Origin of the sequence: Pseudoalteromonas thalassia (assembly GCF_049257215.1) — a bacterium.
GTDB classification, from domain to species: domain Bacteria; phylum Pseudomonadota; class Gammaproteobacteria; order Enterobacterales; family Alteromonadaceae; genus Pseudoalteromonas; species Pseudoalteromonas lipolytica_C.
Window position 1 is genome coordinate 204,233 of record NZ_JBMMUE010000005.1, and the last position, 18,779, is coordinate 223,011.

Genomic DNA, 18,779 nt, shown 5'->3' on the forward strand with positions numbered 1-18,779 from the left:
AAAAAAACTTTTTAACTAGAAAAAATAAAAAACAAATAAAAAAAGCCTACCCCAAAAAAACAAATAAAAATACAAACTTTAAAATAAGAAATTTCCTAGATAAAAACAACCCAATAAAAGTCAAAAGGTTAAGCTTAACAACCAATAATTTAAACATAATAACATTAATATAAATTTGAAAAAGGAATGAATAATATTAGAATTTTAATATTAATAAATAACGGAGAATGTCATGAAAAAATTTGTAACCAAACTAGCAGTTTTACCTTTAGCCATCGCATCTGGTATTGCAATGTCTAGTACAAATTTGGTAGAAAATGGTTCTTTCGAAAATACTGATCCTGTAACCGATCATAACGGCGAATGGCAGTTATTTGATCAAATTCCAGGCTGGACTAGAAGTAGCAATGCTAAATTTGAAATACAAACAAACAAACAAACGAGCGTACCAGCACAGGATGGTGAGCAACGTCTAGAGCTTGATTCAACAGCAAATTACAGCATCTCACAAAATGTATTGACACAAGCAGGTAAAAAGTATGAATTAACCTTCTACTATTCTGCTCGTAGAGTAGGGAATGAAACAACAAATAAAGCAGAAGTTTTTTGGAATGGTACCTCTTTAGCTTTAGTAAACAGTACTACTCGAGGTTGGACAAAATATAACTTCACTGTTGAAGCAACTGGCGGTACATCTGAAATAATGTTCTCTGGTGCAGGAACCTCTGATTCTTATGGCGCATTTATTGATAATATCTCTTTAACTGAAGTTTCTGAGCCTTGCCCAGTTACTACAGGATTATATGGTATTAATAATTTTGGTTCAGAAACTGATGGCTACATCTACCACTTCAACCCAGAATCAAATGCCGTAACCATAGTTTCAGGTTTATCAAATACAGCATCAAATATTGCAAGCTATGGAAGTATGCTTTACTTTATGGAACAGCTAGATAGTGCGACAAAAGCATCAAAGATTCATAGCTATGATATAGCAAACGGTTTGCAAGGTGAAGTTACTGATACCACTTCATACCCTATTTACCGCTCTGTAATGAAAGCAGGTGGTGAGACTTTACGCGCTACAAGCAAAACATACATGTATGATTTTGACCTAGCAACAGGTGAGAAGACAGTATTAGGTAAGCTTTCGTATGAGGGTGATACATTCACTGACGGTGATATCGCCTACTCAAGCGACAATAATGTGCTTTACGTGTTAACTGGTAAAGCTTTATATACCCTTGATGAAGGTAGCTTTGAGTTAACACTAGTCGGTGAGCATGGTATTCACTGGGCATCTGGTATTGCTATTGCGGATGACGGTACCATCTATGTATCTGGCCGTGAAAGCAAAGAAAACGCAAAAATTTATAGTCTAGATCAAAACACTGCTGCTGCGACATTCGTAATGGATGGACCTGCACATGTTAACGATTTAACGTATGTTAGTGAAGCAGTTTGCATGGAGTAAACTGAGTTTAAAGCCATAAAATGCCAGCTAAGCTGGCATTTTTTTATTAATCACTAAATTGGTATCATTTATTTGTTAGTTTCTTTTGCTCTAACATTTCTTTCCAATGCATCACTTCTGTTGGCAAAATAGGTGTTACACCTTTAAAGCCAGCGACTTCAAGCATTTCCTCAACGCTCACAACGCCATTCTTACGTTTAAATACACCACGCACATAAGCAATCGCATGTAGACCACGCTCAGAGTGAAACTTTTGCTCAATATAAAAGTATTTATGATCCCAGCCAACTAAACGCGTACTCACTGTGTATTTTTGAAGAGGTTTGATATCACGAATATAGGTAATTGCAGTCGCATTAACGATTGGGAACCAACGGCGTTTCATAATATGTTTTAGTAAGCCTACTCGCTCAGTCATCCAGGTACGAGCAAGATCCATCATCGCTAAATAACGAGAATTAGTCAGATGGAAATTAATATCGCAATCGGTTGGTAACGCTTTGAATTCAATATCAATCGTGTCTAATAATTGTTGATAATCACGATTACGTTTAATTTTAAAAAACAGCAGTATTAGTCGAAAATAGAGGTTCACAGTAAAGGTCTAACCAGTTGATAATTCACAAAGTGTATCACAGCATATTGCTAAGGCGAATAATCTGCTCTAATCTGTGCATATATTAGTATAAAAAAAGAATAACCTAATGAAATTATTTAGTTTGGTAACTCTATTTAGTGCAAGCTTTTTCACCAGCTCAGCATTTGCTGACTTTAACTTTCCTGGTGAGGGCTCTTTACGCTATCCAACGGGTGTCGAAAAGGCATTTAAGTTTGGTTTTGCGTGGCAACAAGAAGCTGAGAAGTTCACCATTGGCGATAAAAGTTATGACATGTCACTACCAGAATCTTACTCTGTAGCCATCACGCTTAGTAAAGATGAAGAGCAAGTGTGGGTTCAAGAATTCAATAATGGCTTCATTGAAGGCTTTAGTTGGAATATTGCCGATCACACCTTAAAACTTGAAAAGAGAAAGTTCAGTGATTCTGTTAAAGGTGATTACGTAATTAGCCTTGATAACCGAGATTACTTTTTTGCCCGCAATAATATTAGTATCGTGATCAAATTCGATCACGATGGTATAAAAAATATCGCCATTGATGGTGTTACCAAAGATATGGGTACCAAACAATAGTATTCAATAGAAAAGTAAAAGGCTTAGTTTTCACCTAAGCCTTTTTTGCTTAATTAAATATTATTGCAAGCTGTTACCATTAAACCTTCACAGTCTTTCGGTTAATCCCATAATCTCGGAGTTTGTTTGCCACTGCGGTATGACTCAACCCCAAACGTTTAGCGAGCTGACGAGAACTTGGGTATGCAGGGTATAACTTACGCAATAGCGTTGCTTCAAAACGTTTTACCGCTTGGTCTAAGGTTCCTTCAAAGTCAGACTCAAGATAACCTAAATCATGGGTAAAAGTTGGTAACTGCAGGTGCTCAATACGTAATTCATTATCATCTAACAAGGACACAGCACGGTAAATCGCATTTTCTAATTGGCGGACGTTTCCAGGCCAAGGATAATCCTGTAAAAAACGTAAGCAATCTTCAGATAATACAGGTACTGAATGACCATTTTGCTGGGCATACTTTTGAATAAAATGCTCTGCTAACGGGCCAATATCAGCTTTTCTATCGCGTAGTGGTGCAATTTCTAGAGTTAGTACATTGATACGATAATATAGATCTTCTCTAAAAGTGCCCTCTTGAACCATAGCAGGTAAATCTTTTTGTGTTGCAGCAACGATACGCACATTTACTTTTACTTCGTTTTCATCGCCAACTTTACGGAAGGTACCGTCTTGTAAAAAACGTAGTAGCTTAGTTTGCAGCTGAGTCGACATTTCACCAACTTCATCTAAAAATACCGTACCACCATCAGCTTGCTCTAAAACGCCGCGTTTTGGTGCTGCGTTTTCTTCATAACCCGCATAACCAAATAATTCAGACTCTGCGACATCATCCGGCAATGAAGCACACGATAATGCAATAAACGGTTTTACAGAACGATTTGACGCGTAATGACAGGCACGAGCTAAGAGCTCTTTACCAGTACCGGTTTCACCTGTTATGAGGATCGGAGCCTCTAACTGCGCCATTTTACGCGCCTCGCGAACAACACGGCGCATTGCTGTACTAAAATTATGTATGGTAGCAAAGCTTTCTTGGCCGTAACGACGAAACGCACTCACTTGCTGACCTAGTCGACTTTGCGACTTAATATTAATCACCGCGCCAGCTAATACATCCCCTTCAGCGCCTTGTGGTACAGAAATAGGCAAAATATCTGCAATAAAGTCTTCACCTGCCACTTCTACCCGTGTGGTTTGACCAAGAACCTCTTTCCCTTCAAGCCAACGAGTAAAATTAAACCCTTTCAGCAAGTTATTGATGTTGGCGCCTATAACCTCACTTTCAGATAATTGCAGGTCGCGACAAGCAGCATCATTACACAAGCGCACCCACCCTTTTGCATCAATAGAAATAACACCATCAGGTAATGCACGCAGTAATGTATTTAATTCATTATGCTCTCGCTCAGAAGGTAAAAATGCAGTGGTACGGACATCTTTTACACCATCAATCAGGCGGATTGATGGCATAATTTTTTGGAATTGTTCAAACTCAATAGGTGGGAAACTGACGTACATACGACAATTTACCGAATCTACTTCGATGCCTTTTAAATCGACCTGGTAACTCACCAAGATATTGAGAATCTCTTGTGCGATACCTATTCGGTCAGCACAGTGGATATCTAAACGCATTACATCCTCAAAAAACGGGAACCTATAGTATGAGAATAATACGCTAAGTCCCATCAACTGGGTAGTCTATTGTAAAGAATTTTGGACAAATTTAAGTAAACTGTCTATTTACCGGGATATTTCGTCCACTCTCCACCATCAAGTTGAATATAGGGTTCATTTTTAAAATACATCATTACTGTGTCTTGATTTTCTGCTACTTTCGCAGAGGTAGGCAGATTATCTAATACACGCTTAACAGGCACTTTAGCGGCGAATATATCAAGTTCAAAGGCATTATTAATAAGCTCAGATAACGAAAAATAGCTCATCGTTTCATTTACTTCGGTTAACTGAGAATGCTGTATTTTAGGGCCTATAAACTTCACAGCTGCTGGTACAGAAACAATAGAAGGACTCGGAATTTCTCGTAAGCCTGCAAACTGAAGCTTGTCACCTTCTAAAGCAGCGCCATGCTCTGGCACTACCACAAGCAATACATTTCGCCCTGAACTTTCTAATTGACTAATAAAAGTATCAATGTCATTGAATAAACGTTGCTGTCTAAATGGATAACTTGCCAAACTATTCATCCTCTCACGGCCAGCAACTTGATTGCCATCATGGAGACTAATGGTATTGTAGTAAAGTGCTTGAGGCTGCTGACTACTCTGATGTTTTTTCGACCAATTAGATAAAATATCAGCATCAGAGTATATAGGCTCACCATCAAAACCATATTGAGCAGGCTTTAGATTACTAAAATCAAGTTTAGGTACCGAAACACCACCATACTGTCTAATCAAGCCAATAAAATCATCAAAATGTCCATCATGATTCATAGCCACATTTGTGTTAAATCCTAACTCTGCCAAATTATTAAATAGTAAGCACTCTTGTCTGGCAGGTTTAAATAAGTCAGCTTGGCTTGTTTGTCCACAACTTGCTCGCAGCAAGCGAATAGCTGCCGGACCACTATACGAGGTCGCAGAATTAAATTGACTAAATAAAATGTCAAAATTAGCAAAAAGTGAACTAGGCTTTACACCAATTGCATTGAGATCTGCCGTTGCCAATGAACATATGTTAAGCACAACAACATCAAATGGTTCACCATTAAAGGCTTTCGGAAACTGACTAATAAGCTGCGATTGCTGTTGATAAAAGTCACCTAACTGTTGATCTGGTGTTTTCTGCTGAGCACTGTGCGTCACAGTGACAGGCGTTTGAGCTTTTTCATTAGTAGCCATTAAAACCGGTGAAGAGCTATCATTTAAAGGTGTTGAGCCAAGCCAGTATACATAGATAAAACCAACAACTGACAAACTGGTATATCGTAACCATTTAACAGTTAGAAAATAAAAAACAATTGCAATAAATAAAGCGAAGACAAAATCTAAATTGATCAGGCGAAAAGCTATTTCAAAAAAATAGCTAATACTGAAATCTTGTAAATTATCTGCTTGCTTTGTTAAACGCGAAATAGGCGGCAGCCAAGAATCCTGATACATCAAGACAATGCCAATGACCACACTGATAGCCTGTTTAAGCCGTGTTAACCAAACCTTATCAAATGAAATAACCAGAAAACAAAAGAACGCTAAATTTGCAAATAGATCAAAGGAAATAGCTCCTTGGCTAAACAATACAAACTTAATTAAAAAATATAAATTCCAAATACCTAGACCTGACAACCTCACTTGTTATCCTTCTTTTGCTTTTTAGGGGTATAGGGGGTCAATATCACATGCCTAAATGTCAATGTGCGATATAAAAATAAAGCTCTTTTAAACAGTAACTTACCTGCTTTACTAACAAAGAGCCCTAACACCAATGCAACAGCAAAGGTGATGAAAAATTGATTTAAGCTCATAATACTTCGCTTTTTAAGGTCACTTTAACCTGTTCTGAAATTGGCCGGCTAAGCTCTCTAAATTCAGGCTTCTCTTTATCCAAGTTTGCGATACCTGCCGGCTTTGCATCTAATATATTTCGCACATTATTTTGCAATTCTTTAGTGTAATCAGGTGCATCGCTGTCAGCATAGCGTTGATGAATACGTCGACACGCCTGTTGAATATAAAAATGATCTGCAATGATATTTTTTGATGAAAAGAAATCACTTATTTGCAACTTAAACAAATGTTTAATCGCATTCTCTACATCGTGTTCACGACAAGCATGAAGGTACAAATAGATATACCCATCTGCATAACTAAGAATGTCCCCCTCTCGTTTTACGTGAAATAAATGCAGCGGATGAATAGCATCTATTCTTGGTAACAATTGAAGTTTTACAAACACCCCACTGACACCTAAATTAGCTGCTGAATCACTGTGCTTTAATACTTGCTCAGAAAATTTCGTGATTGGCAAATAACCTTTTGATAATACATTTTCGCTTTCTTTAAGCACATCATCCAATGAGTGAGGAAGCGCTCTAGAAAATTGAAACCCTTGAATTGATTGAATTTGAGATAACAAACGTGATGGCTCTGAAAAACTATATAAAATAAGATTTACACCGAGCGTTAAAAATAGGCACTCATCTTGGTGCCGAATGACACCATCTACATTTTGTATTACCAACTTTAATTTTCGACCACACTTTTTACGAAGTGAAAAACAATCTTTAGCTAACGCTAATAAGTCTGTATGGCGTGAAACAGCAAAAACTATGGTTGCCGCCTTTTTAGTTAGACTGATTGAAAACAAAGTATCATTATCATCTATCATTTTAAATGAAGCCGGAAGCTTGGTACCTTGAGGAACTGCATTCCTAGTCAGCCATACCTCGTCTTCGTCTAAATCTTGTTGCAATAATACATCGCTCTCTACAGTACGATTAACGTCTGAATCTATTAGTGCTAATTGACCATTAAATAATTGCAGGTTAATTGTACGTCCAGCAATTACACCCTCTCTATGCGCCCAAAAATCATACTCAAGCGAGCGAATTGACGCTTCTTTTGTCATATGAACTAAACCATCAAAAAAGCGATTCATAGCGTGTAATCGCTGTCTCGCTTCACCAAGCTGCGCACCTGAAATTAAAAAGACTAAAGTCACATCCTTAGTTTTAGTGAGTGCTTGGTAGAGGGTAAGCTTCTCAATTAATTGCTCATCACTTAGTGATGCAATAACAGCAGAGTCTAAATGCACAAAGACACTGCTATTTTGTAACTGTTTGTAGTGCTTTAATTCTCGGATGATGCCTCGTGAAAAAGAGGCGCTTTTTGATACGTTATTACTATGCTGTAAATGAAACGGATAGAGTAACCCTTGCTCAAATAAATTAAACAAAACATCCGAGCCTTGGCCATCAAAAAACAAATCAATTTGTTCAGACAAGACAAATACAGGTTCTTTATTGTTAGACAACATATGCCCAACTAACTCCAAAAGCTGGCTATTTAAAGGTGAAAGAAACGCATAGCTTGCCCCTCGCCTTAACTCAGAATACGCAGCCTTTAACCCTGTTATGTCTAAATATGACACAAATATTTCCTTTAAAAAAATACTTTAGTACTAGTTTTAAGCGGTATTCTATATATAATGCAGGCTATGTCCATCGCTTGTTGATATTTTTTAAACAAATATTTTTCTATGAGTTTTAAATGAATAACTTTGCAGTAACTAAATCGAATACATTAACTCAATACGACATAGACAACTTATTGCAAAAGTTTGGTGGCAGGCAGCAAGAGTATGTCGAAATTACAGATGTCGAAAAAAATCGTAAAACAATAGAGAAGTATCCTCTTATTAGCGATATTTCAAACGCAATAGCAGATGCCCAATACACAAGAATAATAAAGTAGTTAAAGAGTCATCATGAAAAGAGTTTTCTTAAAGGGAATTAAAGGAGGCACAGGCACAACCTCAGTGGTTGCAAACCTTGCCTGCGCGTTAAGAAAATCAAATGAGTCTGTATTTGTCATAGACTTAGACCAAAAAGGAGATCTAGGGCTTCATTTCGGACTAGCTTGGGAGCACCGCTTAGGATGGACTGACTACGCTGATTTTGCTTCTGCTTGTGAGCAGTTTCACCAAGATAATGATGGCGTCATTTTTTTACCCTATGGTAATCAAACCAATATGGGGCTTGATTTTTCAAGTATTATCAAACACTCATTGCAACTTGATTGTGATGAAAATACATGGATGTTATTCGATTGTCCTGCGCATATCGATGTGCTTCGCTATCCACTAAATAGCAATGATATAGTACTTGAAATCGTTAACTGTGATGCCATTTGTCATAGTTTGGCATATAAGCGATTACAGTCTCTAAAAACGGCTACTTCAACTTGGCAGCACTATTTCTTAATCAACAAATACCATTCAGCCTCAGAAATTGAGTCCGACCTATTACAATTATGGCAATCGGAATTGCCGCTGCTAGCACCGCTATTTATTAATAAAGACGAAGTGATTAAAGAAGCCACCGCTTTTCGCAATGTTGCTATCAATTGTGCTCCGTACAGTGTTGCCAATGACGATTTTGAAACACTCGCAGGCTGGCTTGTAAGCCGCGCAAGTTATGACAAATAACCACAATAAAACACTCAGTTGGCCTGAGCGAGTCACCAGAATAATATTAAGCTTCTTTTTGACTAAGAAGCTCGTTCGCTTTGTTTTTTATAAATTTCATGGTTACTATAACCAACACAAAATGAGCCTGATTGGCGCATTCACATTGCCGTTTCTTTTATTACTAACTTCTGTATTTATAAAGTTAGACAAGCAACGTAAATACCAAATAAAACAAAAGCTAACATATTATTTTCCGCATATAAATCAGCCTGTATTCACTGCCAGCAATTGTGTCCGTATTTTATTACAGGCGTTTTACCTTGCCTTATTTAGAGTAACAAACAAAACATCAAACGATAAAAGCAACATACTATCTTGGCAAAAGGTTAGCGCTTTTTTTCGCTATTTAAATTTAATCGATCGGCTGTTAGTAAGAATTTGCAAACGCACATGGTCATTTAGTGTAAAGAGTGTAAAAGCAGCACCTTATCGGCAACCTTTTGATTCAAAGTTGTGGCATCACCGCTATCTAAAAGTGTTATTTGCAGTGCTGCTCTTTTTCGCTGTTGCAGTGTTTGTCACTGTGCCTTTTAGTATTGAAGCACAAGCAATATTTATTAGTTTAATTTTAGTCGTCGCTTATTCTTTAAGACGAGTAAAGGGTCAAATGGCAACGATTGTCTTAGTCACTTTAGCAATCACAACATCAACACGTTACCTATGGTGGCGCTATTCAGATACACTAAACTTTGGCGATCCACTTGCCCTTGTATTAGGGATCGGCTTATTGCTGGCAGAAACCTACGCTTGGTTAGTGCTAATTTTAGGCTTTTTTCAAACCATCAATCCATTACAGCGTAAACCGATCGCATTGAGTAAAGATACGTCTAGTTGGCCGACTGTCGATATTTATATACCAACGTATAACGAGCCACTTGATGTCGTTAAACCAACAACAATTGCCGCTCAAAGTATTGATTGGCCAACAGATAAGCTTAACATTTATATTTTAGATGATGGTAAGCGCCCTGAGTTTGCCGAATTCGCAAAGCAAATTGGTGTTGGCTATTTAACTCGTCCTGATAACAAACATGCCAAAGCTGGCAATATGAATCATGCGATGAAAGTAACCAATGGCGACTACATTGCTATTTTTGACTGCGACCACATCCCTGCTCGCTCATTTTTACAGATGACAATGGGCCAGTTCATCAATGATAGTAAAGTGTGCTTGGTGCAAACACCTCATCACTTTTTCTCAGCCGATCCGTTTGAACGAAATCTAAAAAATCACCGAAAAATCCCTAATGAAAACATGCTGTTCTATGGGTTAATTCAAGATGGCAATGATATGTGGGATGCGACCTTCTTTTGTGGTTCGTGTGCTGTTTTAAGGCGCAGAGCCCTAGAAGAAATTGGGGGTTTTGCCGTAGAAACCGTCACAGAAGACGCCCATACAGCTCTTAGAATGCAGCGCGCTGGCTACAAAACCACGTACATTAATATTCCGCAAGCTGCTGGCCTTGCCACCGATAGTTTATCTGCACACGTAGGTCAGCGTATTCGCTGGGCACGCGGAATGGCGCAAATCTTCCGTTTAGATAACCCATTATTAGGCAAAGGCTTGAGTATTGCGCAACGCGTATGTTACCTCAATGCCATGCTGCACTTTTTATCGGGCATACCGCGTATTGTTTTTCTTACTGCACCACTGGCATTAATTTACTTTAATGCGCAAATTATCTATGCCCCCTTTATCGCAATCTTTCTATATATTGTTCCCACATTATTGCAAGTCAAAATGACCAATTCTCGTATCCAAGGAAAGTACCGATACTCTTTCTGGGGTGAGGTTTATGAATCAGTACTTGCTTGGTACATTTTAAAACCCACAACGGTTGCCCTTATTAATCCAAATAAAGGTAAGTTCAATGTCACCGAAAAAGGCGGCTTGAACAAGTCAGAGCATTACGATTGGATAATATCAAAACCGTATATATTACTGTTACTTATCAACGTAATTGGTATGGCATATGGCCTATCGCGATTACTCTTTGGTGATAGTTCTCATATCGGAGTTTTACTCATTAGCATGTTATGGGCAAGTTACAATATTATCATTTTAGGTGCCGCAGTCGCTGTTGCTGCTGAAGCAAAGCAAGTGCGCAGCTCACACAGAGTCAAAGCCAACTTCCCCGCAGCCATCCGCTTAGCAAATGGACGCACTATCAAAGTTCGCGTAACCGACTACTCAAATAATGGGGTTGGTATTGACACAGGCCACAATCATTTGTGCCAAGTAAACGATAAAATCGAGCTATTAATGAGTCGTGGTTTAAAACAATTTTCGTTTGACACCTATGTCTGCAATACCCGTGATTCACTGATGGGGTTAACCCTTAAAGAGCTCGATTTAGAGAAGCAAAAAGCATTTATCCAATGTACTTTTTCACGTGCAGATGCGTGGCTTGATTGGCAAGACAACTTCAAACATGACAAACCGTCATACAGTTTTTCACATGTTTTCTATACCAGCCTAAGAGGCTTTAAAAACTTAATATTTCATGCTCCAAATCAATTAAGACCGTTGATTCTATTTGTATCAAACATATTAAATTTTGTAGCGTCGTTATTACCTAAAAAACCAATAAAAGCATTAAAATCATCATGATAAAAACAATATCAACATTATTGCTGACTGTTTACGCACTAAGTTTTTCGCAGTGGGTCGTCAGTGCAGAGCCTCTTGCAAATAAAGCTATTTTTGAAGATGGCTATCCAGAGCAGGCACCTGTAGAAACGCTGACTATGAGCTTTGAAAGCCTAGGGTTAAGTACATTCAAGTTAGATGGTATCAATAATAGTGCCCGTGTTGATTTTACAAACCGATTAGACAAGTTAGGTAAGCAGTTAACGCTAGACTTTTCGTATACACATTCACCGTCTTTGATTGGCAAGGTGTCTCACTTAAAAGTGTTCTTAAATGAAAACCTAATGACGGTATTACCCATCGGTGATAAAAATAATCTTATTGGTAACAAATATGAGCATAAAGTTGCTCTTAATCCCAAGTTAATCAAGGACTTTAACCAAATTCGCTTTGAACTTGTCGGTTTCTATGACCTCGTTTGCCAAGATGATCACAGTGCCACCATTTGGGCTGAGCTAAGTAAAAGTAGCCGGATCACAGTTGATAATCAGTCACTAGCACTTGACAGTTTATTCGAATATTTCCCAGCACCATTTTTTGATAACCGTGATTCAACGAAGGTCAATTTACCTTTTATATTTGCATCACAACCTGATGAACAAACACTTGAGGCTGCTGTCACATTATCAAGCTTCTTTGGTGCGCAAGCCAAATGGCGCAAAGCGCAGTTCCCAGTAAAAATCAATCACGCGCCCACTCAGCACAGTGTTGTTTTTGCCACCAATAACAACAAGCCTGATTTTTTGTTGAATTACCCTGATGTTGAAAAACCTACTGTAGAAATTATCAGCAGCCCGACTCAACGCTACGCCAAAGTACTTCTAGTATTAGGTAAAGACACTGCACAATTAAAAGAAGCCGTTGTTGGTCTAGTCTTTGGCTATAAAGTAATGACGGGTCGAAGCGCAACAATAGATGGCATAAACACGCTTCCTCCTAGAAAAGCCTACGATGCGCCTTTTTGGGTGCGCTCAGATCGCGCAGTCACATTTGCTGAGCTTATTGATTACCCAACCCAATTACAGTCAGAGGGCTTACGTGGTCAGCCAGTGCGTCTTGATTTACGCTTTGCACCAGACTTATTTACTTGGCGTGAAAATGGTATCCCGATTACCTTAAATTACCGTAACACTCCCGTTGAGCAAAACATGCTGTCACGTTTAAATATGCTGATAAACGGTCAGTTTATTGATGGCTTTATTTTAAGTAATAAAAGCAGTGACACCCTATCAAGCCAGACCATATTACCTCTACTGGCAAACGAAAAGCTGAACCAATCTCGACAAGATTTTGAGCTTAATGGTCTCGACTTATCAACAAATAATCAGCTTACTTATGATTTTAACTTTGCTGTTTCTAAGTCTGGTGAATGTAGTGCAATACCAGCTGGCGGTGAGTTTGGTGCAATTGACGGTAGTTCAAGTATTGATGTAAGCCGCTTTCACCACTATATTGCAATGCCAAACTTGCGCGCTTTTGCCAATGCAGGCTTTCCGTTTACTAAATTTGCTGACTTACATCAAAGTACATTATTGATGGAGGCAAATAGCTCTGTTAAAGCGATCAGTTTACTGCTCAATTTTACCGGCCACTTAGGAGCGATAACAGGCTATCCTGCGCATCAGTTAGATATTCAGTTCCCAAGCGAACAGTTAAACCTCACTGATAAAGATATTATCATTATTGGTAAGCCCGACTCATTCACACAATCGCTAACAAAAGACAGTGATCTCAGTGTGTTAATCAATAATAGCCAACGTATTGTTGATCAAGCGATCTACAATGGTGCATACGACACACAAGATAGCGACAAAGTTAAAGTAAGCATAAAGAGTGTTGGTCGATTAGCGGTAATATCAGGCTTTCAATCGCCGTTCGATTCTGAGCGCTCAGTGGTGTCGTTAATCGCCACTAACGACGATGCTTACACGCTGTTATCTGACAGACTCTTAAGTGACGAAAAAACAGCCCAAATTATGGGTAGCTCAGCGATCATAAATAGTCAGGGTATAAAAACGATTAAAACAGATGAACAGTATTATGTCGGCCAAGTGCCAATCCATACTTTAATATGGTTCCATCTCTCAGATCGCCCCTTTGTTTTAGCAATTTTATCGCTTATTACATTATTACTTATTTCATTTATTTTTTGGCGATTGTTGGCACTACTAACGAAAAAACGTTTATCTGAAGGAGATAACGCATAATGAAAATCTTTGCTTCTTTACTATTCGTTTTGACATTGTCTATCAATGTGTCAGCCGAGCAAAACTGTGCGGCTTGGCCTCAATGGAATACATTTAAACACCACTTTATCTCGCCTGAAGGTCGCGTGATTGATTTAGGCACTCAATACGATATAACGACTTCAGAAGGACAGTCTTACGCACTTTTTTTCGCATTACTTGCTAATGACAAAGCAAGCTTTGATAAGTTACTCGAGTGGACCGAAGTGCAGCTTTCTGAGGGTGACTTAAGTACACGCTTACCCGCATGGCAATGGGGGATTAAAAACAATCAACCACAAATTTTAGACTCTAACCCTGCTTCTGATTCAGACTTATGGATTGCTTACACCCTGTCACAAGCTGCTATTTTATGGAATGAAAGACGATACGCAGTACTTAGCTCAGTGATGGCTGAACGCATTATTCGCGAAGAAACAGCCTATATTCCCAACCTTGGCCTCACATTATTGCCAGGGCCAAACGGCTTTGAGAAAGAAACACATTGGAAACTAAACCCTAGTTATGCGCCATTATTTATTTTGGCCCAATTTAGCCAGTTATACCCTCATTCACCGTGGCAGCAATTACATGATAACTCCGCAGACATGCTAATTAGCACTGCTCCCAAAGGTTTCAGTCCTGATTGGGTTAATTACAATACCGATAAGGGTTTTTATCATGATGAACATGCGCCGCCAACAGGGAGCTATAATGCTATTCGTGTTTACCTTTGGGCTAGTATGATGGCCGAAGATGCAAAATACAAAACAGCACTTATGCAGCAGTTCAAACCCATGGCCAATAGCGTAACTGCATCTGGTAAAGTGCCATTACAAACTAATGCTATTAACGGTAAAACTCGTGGCACAGGCCCAACAGGATTTAGCGCTGCAATGCTGCCTCTTCTAGAAACTGAGAATCAATCACAAGCTGTCGGTGCTATTCAACAAACACTGATGATGGATACACGCTTTACAACTAATCGATACTACGACAGTGTACTTTACCTATTTAGCAATGGTTTTATGACAAAACGTTTTAGTCTTGATAAAAACGGTGCCTTAACAACCAACTGGAGCAATAAATGCCAATAAAGTGGCTACTTGCTGTGTTTTTAGCAAGCTCCAGTGCATTCGCAGCAACAAATAAAGACCTTAATACTCAGTCTATTGATTGGCTAATTAGCCAAATACATTTAGGTGAAGTCGAGCGCGATACGCAATTAATGTCTGACAGCTTAGAAAAGCTGTTAAGTATTGCGCCGCAAAACACCCAAGTAAAATGTGCTGAAATACGTGTTTTGTATGCCCTTAAAGAAACGACAAAAGCACGTTCACGACTGAGTGAGCTGTCTGAAAAATCACACCCATGTGTAGCCAACATTGCACTGCTTATTCGGGTCGATAACGAAGACAAGGCGGCTATCCAACAAGCTCGTTTACGTGCTCGCGCAGGTCAGTATATTGAGGCTGTGAAAATTTATAACCGCTTATTTAAATCAACCTACCCAAGTATTGAATTTGAGCTTGAGCATATTAACTGGCTTGCGCAAGACGATGAACAATATGAGTATGCTTTAAATGGCTATCGCTCCTTAATGTCTCGATATCCGCACAGCGGTCGTATCGAGCTTGCTTATGCGCGCCATCTATTAAGTAAAAACCCAACAAATAAACAAGGCTTGGATCTATTAAGTCATTATGCCCATAGTAATTTTTACAGCGTTGAAGCAGAAAGTGCATGGCTATCAACACTAAAGGCGATGCCTCTTGATAAAAACACGCTTCACGCTTACGAGCAGTATTTAGATGCTTTCCCACTCAGCAGTAAGGGAAAACTTCAATTTAATGATTTTAAAAAGGATTACCAAGCGGAGCTAAAAAAACAAGCCGATCCAGCTTTCAAAGCATGGCAAAAAGGCAGTGTCGAACTAGAAAAGCGAAATTTTACAAAGGCCGAAGCGCTATTTAAACGCGCCTTACAGGGTCGCCCAGATGACCCCGAAATATACAACAGCCTAGGTTTACTGAACCTAAGGCAAGGCAGAAATGCCAATGCCTACCAGTACTTTAAAAAAGCTCAAAAATACAGCATAGATGCAAATCGCATAACGGTATTAAAAGGTCTCGCCAATACCGCACGTTTTTGGCAATACATAGATGAAGCTAAATCGGCCATCAGTAGCAATGAATTAAAACAGGCTGATCTTAAACTTGATTTAGCTGATACCTTAAATGAAGACCCTAATACTGTATTGTTTTACCGTGCTGAACTTGCCAGACAAGCTGGGCAATACCAAAACGCGATGAACCTTTATAAGCAAGTGCTAAAAGACGATCCCCTACAACAGCCTACTTTGCGTGCCATGCTTGAATTAACTGCCTCTGATGGTAATTATGCACGTAGCCATCAATTTTATAATGGTTTAACTCGTCAGCAACATGCATTGGTTGCTGAGGATTATACCCTCTTACAAACCCAACAATTACGAGCCCGTGCAGACGAACTTACAGCGCAAGGCAAGCTTGATGAAGCGGTTGATGTATTACTGGTAGCAATCAAACAAAGCCCTCGCCAAAGCTGGCTTTACTACGACCTTGCAAACTTATATCAACAACAGGGTTTGGTTGATCATGCCAAAGCACTTTATAAAAAAACCTTGTGGCAATTTCCGTTAGATGCCGAGCTACGCTACAGCCATGCTTTATTTTTACGTTCGCTGAATGATTACCAAGGCGCACTGGCAACCTTAGATTACATTCCAAATAACGCACGTACTGAACAAATTAATGTACTAACAGAGCAGCTAAGCATTAATACTAAGCTTGAAAGACTCTCTGCCAACAATACAGCGACTAATAAAGCCACGGTGATTTATAAGCTCACCGAGTTAGAAGCTCAACCATTAACGCCTTTAATGCAAGCTGAGCTTGCCAGCCAGTGGCAGCAAATCAATGAGCAACAGTATGCGATTAGGCAACTGAAGAAAGCCCTTACTCGTGACCCAAGCTTGAGCCCTTATTGGCATATGACTTATGCAAATTGGCTAATTGAAAGCAACGATAAAATTGCCGCTGAGAGCTGGTTTGCAGACTATCACCTGCCGAGTAACGCAACCGATGCTGATCAATCACAATGGTTAGCACTGCAAGTTAGTTATATTAATCGTTTTATTGATAATAATCATAGAGTTGCTAAGCTGTCTGAACTTGCGACGCAATACCCAGATAACTCAGAACTGGCAGAGGCGCTGATCAATGCTCATATCGAGCAAGGCAATAACAAAGAGGCTATTACTCGCTTTGAGCAGCACACCGCAAAAGGAAAAACTGTGTCAACGGATACTGCTTTAGCTATTGCGACACTTGCTCGTCAGCAGCAAAGAGATGATTTAGCTGATCGCATCATTGCTGGGCAAATTAATCAGGTTTCAACTGAGCAAAGTTATCGTCAACAGCAATTAATGACCGCACTTGAACAATTTGCAGATACACAAAGTGCCATTAATCTCGCTGAGCAATTGCTGGCTAAATCAAACAATAACCAAGAGCTCTATTATCAAGCGGCAGCAGTTGCACAAGCTAAACAACAAACTACGCTTGCACAAAGCTGGTACCGTGCAGCCGTTGATAAAAAAACTGCAACAAGCAATTTAACTGATGAGCAGAACTATGAGCTGTATGCCCTTGATGAAAATGAAGCTTGGTATGTCAATAATGCCAAACGTCAATTGCAAAGCATCGAGCGCGATGAGCAGGCGTATATCACTGCAGCAATCAACCTAAGCAGCCAAACCAGTACGCAAAATGAGTCAACTCTTGGCGCTGGTGCAACACCTATTGAAGCTGGTTTTCCACTTTGGGGTGGCACAGGGATTGTTATACTAGACCCGATGACAATATCGAGCCAAGAAACCCGCTTTGATGAATCCTTTGCAGGCAGTCGCTATGGACAAGGGGCTCTGTGTATTTTTGACTGTCCATTTTTAACAATTAAACCAGAGCAACAAGGCACGGATATTGGCCTTGCCTGGCAAAATGAACAATGGCGCTTTGATATTGGCACTACCCCATTGGGGTTTTTAGTCGAAGACATTGTGTGGGGCGTTAATTACAAAGGTGATTTAGGCGATTTTGGTTATGGCGTCACGTTTAATAAACGCCCAGTAACTAGCTCTGTATTATCTTACGCCGGACTTGAAGATGTCTTTACCAACCAAGTATGGGGTGGCGTTAGAGCAACACAATTACAACTTAGCCTATCCCATGACCTAGGCCTAGACTGGGGTTTTTGGGCAAGTACCAACTATCAAATCTTGCAAGGTAAAAACGTTAAAGATAACCAAAGCTACAGCCTAATGGGTGGTAGTTATTATCGCTATATTCGCGAAAGAAACACCGAATTAAGCCTAGGACTTAACTTATTGCACTGGTCATATAAGTATAATTTAAGTGAAGAAACCTGGGGGCACGGAGGCTATTACAGCCCACAAAACTACTTGGGTGCATCTTTACCTGTTATTTTTGATAAACGGGTTGGTCATAATTTTATTTATAGGCTTCGTGCTGGGGTATCTTGGTCTACCACCACCACAGACGACATCGCGTTTTTCCCGAACGACCCTATTTTACAAGGCCAAGCTGAGGCACAAACTACTGTAACGGGTGTTGTGCCTTACTTTGAGGGCGATACCAGCAGTGGTTTATCGTATAACTTAGGGGCAAGCTTTGAATACAGGTTCACGCCCCACTGGTTCTTTGGCGGTTATTTTAACCTAGATAGAGCCGATTTTTATGAGCCGAACTACGGTCAGTTGTATTTCCGTTATTACTTTAATCCAGTCTACAGTGAGCTGGCTTTCCCGGGTAAACCTGTAGTGCCTTATGCAAACTACTAACTATCGCACTACATAGGGGAAGTGTCGCAAGATCTTCCCCTCACCATAAGGTCTATGTATACTGTAGCGCACTTGTAGCTAGGATAAGGGTGTGTCCCTTTCCTTCAAGTACAAAACTTGAGCAAC

12 protein-coding genes are annotated in these 18,779 nt (G+C 39.5%); 8 read left to right on the forward strand and 4 right to left on the reverse strand.

Going from position 1 to position 18,779, the window contains the following annotated elements; all coding sequences use genetic code 11:
* Positions 1 to 232: 232 nt before the first annotated feature.
* Positions 233 to 1,474 (forward strand): DUF642 domain-containing protein, encoded by a 1,242-nt coding sequence (locus tag AAEU31_RS08650; protein ID WP_421966997.1) that lies wholly within the window; start codon positions 233 to 235, stop codon positions 1,472 to 1,474.
* Positions 1,475 to 1,538: 64 nt separating this feature from the next.
* On the opposite strand, the gene AAEU31_RS08655 is transcribed toward AAEU31_RS08650, so the two are convergent.
* Complete coding sequence (locus AAEU31_RS08655) at positions 1,539 to 2,069, reverse strand: thioesterase family protein (RefSeq protein WP_135925649.1); 531 nt, start codon at positions 2,067 to 2,069, stop codon at positions 1,539 to 1,541.
* A 109-nt stretch (positions 2,070 to 2,178) separates the two neighbouring features.
* On the opposite strand from AAEU31_RS08655, the gene AAEU31_RS08660 reads away from it, so the two are divergent.
* The gene (locus tag AAEU31_RS08660) at positions 2,179 to 2,667 is read left to right on the forward strand and encodes a hypothetical protein (protein ID WP_135925652.1); all 489 of its coding nucleotides are present in this window, start codon (positions 2,179 to 2,181) and stop codon (positions 2,665 to 2,667) included.
* Positions 2,668 to 2,746: 79 nt separating this feature from the next.
* Here AAEU31_RS08660 and tyrR read toward each other — a convergent pair whose 3' ends face one another.
* From tyrR to bcsE, 3 genes are all read right to left on the reverse strand, one after another.
* Positions 2,747 to 4,303 (reverse strand): transcriptional regulator TyrR, encoded by a 1,557-nt coding sequence (gene tyrR, locus AAEU31_RS08665; protein ID WP_135925654.1) that lies wholly within the window; start codon positions 4,301 to 4,303, stop codon positions 2,747 to 2,749.
* Positions 4,304 to 4,407: 104 nt separating this feature from the next.
* On the reverse strand, positions 4,408 to 5,982 hold the full coding sequence (bcsG, locus tag AAEU31_RS08670; RefSeq protein ID WP_421966998.1) for a cellulose biosynthesis protein BcsG: 1,575 nt from the start codon (positions 5,980 to 5,982) through the stop codon (positions 4,408 to 4,410).
* 169 nt (positions 5,983 to 6,151) lie between these two features.
* Positions 6,152 to 7,780 carry a cellulose biosynthesis protein BcsE gene (bcsE, locus tag AAEU31_RS08675; RefSeq protein WP_421966999.1) on the reverse strand — a complete coding sequence of 543 codons (1,629 nt, stop codon included), beginning with the start codon at positions 7,778 to 7,780 and terminating at the stop codon, positions 6,152 to 6,154.
* 119 nt (positions 7,781 to 7,899) lie between these two features.
* On the opposite strand from bcsE, the gene bcsR reads away from it, so the two are divergent.
* Genes bcsR through AAEU31_RS08705 form a run of 6 tightly spaced genes read left to right on the forward strand, consistent with a single transcriptional unit; the run spans position 7,900 to position 18,653 of the window.
* Positions 7,900 to 8,103, forward strand: coding sequence for a BcsR/BcsP family cellulose biosynthesis protein (bcsR, locus tag AAEU31_RS08680; protein ID WP_135925662.1), 204 nt, complete (start codon positions 7,900 to 7,902; stop codon positions 8,101 to 8,103).
* 13 nt (positions 8,104 to 8,116) lie between these two features.
* Positions 8,117 to 8,836, forward strand: a complete 720-nt coding sequence (gene bcsQ / locus AAEU31_RS08685; RefSeq protein ID WP_135925664.1) for a cellulose biosynthesis protein BcsQ — start codon at positions 8,117 to 8,119, stop codon at positions 8,834 to 8,836.
* Positions 8,826 to 11,489 carry a UDP-forming cellulose synthase catalytic subunit gene (gene bcsA, locus AAEU31_RS08690; RefSeq protein ID WP_421967000.1) on the forward strand — a complete coding sequence of 888 codons (2,664 nt, stop codon included), beginning with the start codon at positions 8,826 to 8,828 and terminating at the stop codon, positions 11,487 to 11,489. The genes bcsQ and bcsA overlap by 11 nt, the downstream gene beginning before the upstream one ends.
* Positions 11,486 to 13,735, forward strand: a complete 2,250-nt coding sequence (gene bcsB, locus AAEU31_RS08695) for a cellulose biosynthesis cyclic di-GMP-binding regulatory protein BcsB (protein WP_421967001.1) — start codon at positions 11,486 to 11,488, stop codon at positions 13,733 to 13,735. Before bcsA ends, bcsB begins: the two co-directional genes overlap by 4 nt.
* Positions 13,735 to 14,850, forward strand: a complete 1,116-nt coding sequence (bcsZ, locus tag AAEU31_RS08700; RefSeq protein ID WP_421967002.1) for a cellulose synthase complex periplasmic endoglucanase BcsZ — start codon at positions 13,735 to 13,737, stop codon at positions 14,848 to 14,850. The genes bcsB and bcsZ overlap by 1 nt, the downstream gene beginning before the upstream one ends.
* The gene (locus AAEU31_RS08705; RefSeq protein WP_421967003.1) at positions 14,841 to 18,653 is read left to right on the forward strand and encodes a cellulose synthase subunit BcsC-related outer membrane protein; all 3,813 of its coding nucleotides are present in this window, start codon (positions 14,841 to 14,843) and stop codon (positions 18,651 to 18,653) included. The genes bcsZ and AAEU31_RS08705 overlap by 10 nt, the downstream gene beginning before the upstream one ends.
* The last annotated feature ends 126 nt before the right edge of the window (positions 18,654 to 18,779 follow it).

Coding starts and splice junctions, on each gene's coding strand:
- AAEU31_RS08705 (WP_421967003.1), top strand. CDS start 14,841: ATGCCAATAAAGTGGCTACTTGCTGTGTTTTTAGCAAGCTCCAGTGCA.
- bcsA (WP_421967000.1), top strand. CDS start 8,826: ATGACAAATAACCACAATAAAACACTCAGTTGGCCTGAGCGAGTCACC.
- bcsQ (WP_135925664.1), top strand. CDS start 8,117: ATGAAAAGAGTTTTCTTAAAGGGAATTAAAGGAGGCACAGGCACAACC.
- bcsZ (WP_421967002.1), top strand. CDS start 13,735: ATGAAAATCTTTGCTTCTTTACTATTCGTTTTGACATTGTCTATCAAT.
- AAEU31_RS08660 (WP_135925652.1), top strand. CDS start 2,179: ATGAAATTATTTAGTTTGGTAACTCTATTTAGTGCAAGCTTTTTCACC.
- tyrR (WP_135925654.1), bottom strand. CDS start 4,303: ATGCGTTTAGATATCCACTGTGCTGACCGAATAGGTATCGCACAAGAG.
- bcsB (WP_421967001.1), top strand. CDS start 11,486: ATGATAAAAACAATATCAACATTATTGCTGACTGTTTACGCACTAAGT.
- AAEU31_RS08650 (WP_421966997.1), top strand. CDS start 233: ATGAAAAAATTTGTAACCAAACTAGCAGTTTTACCTTTAGCCATCGCA.
- bcsR (WP_135925662.1), top strand. CDS start 7,900: ATGAATAACTTTGCAGTAACTAAATCGAATACATTAACTCAATACGAC.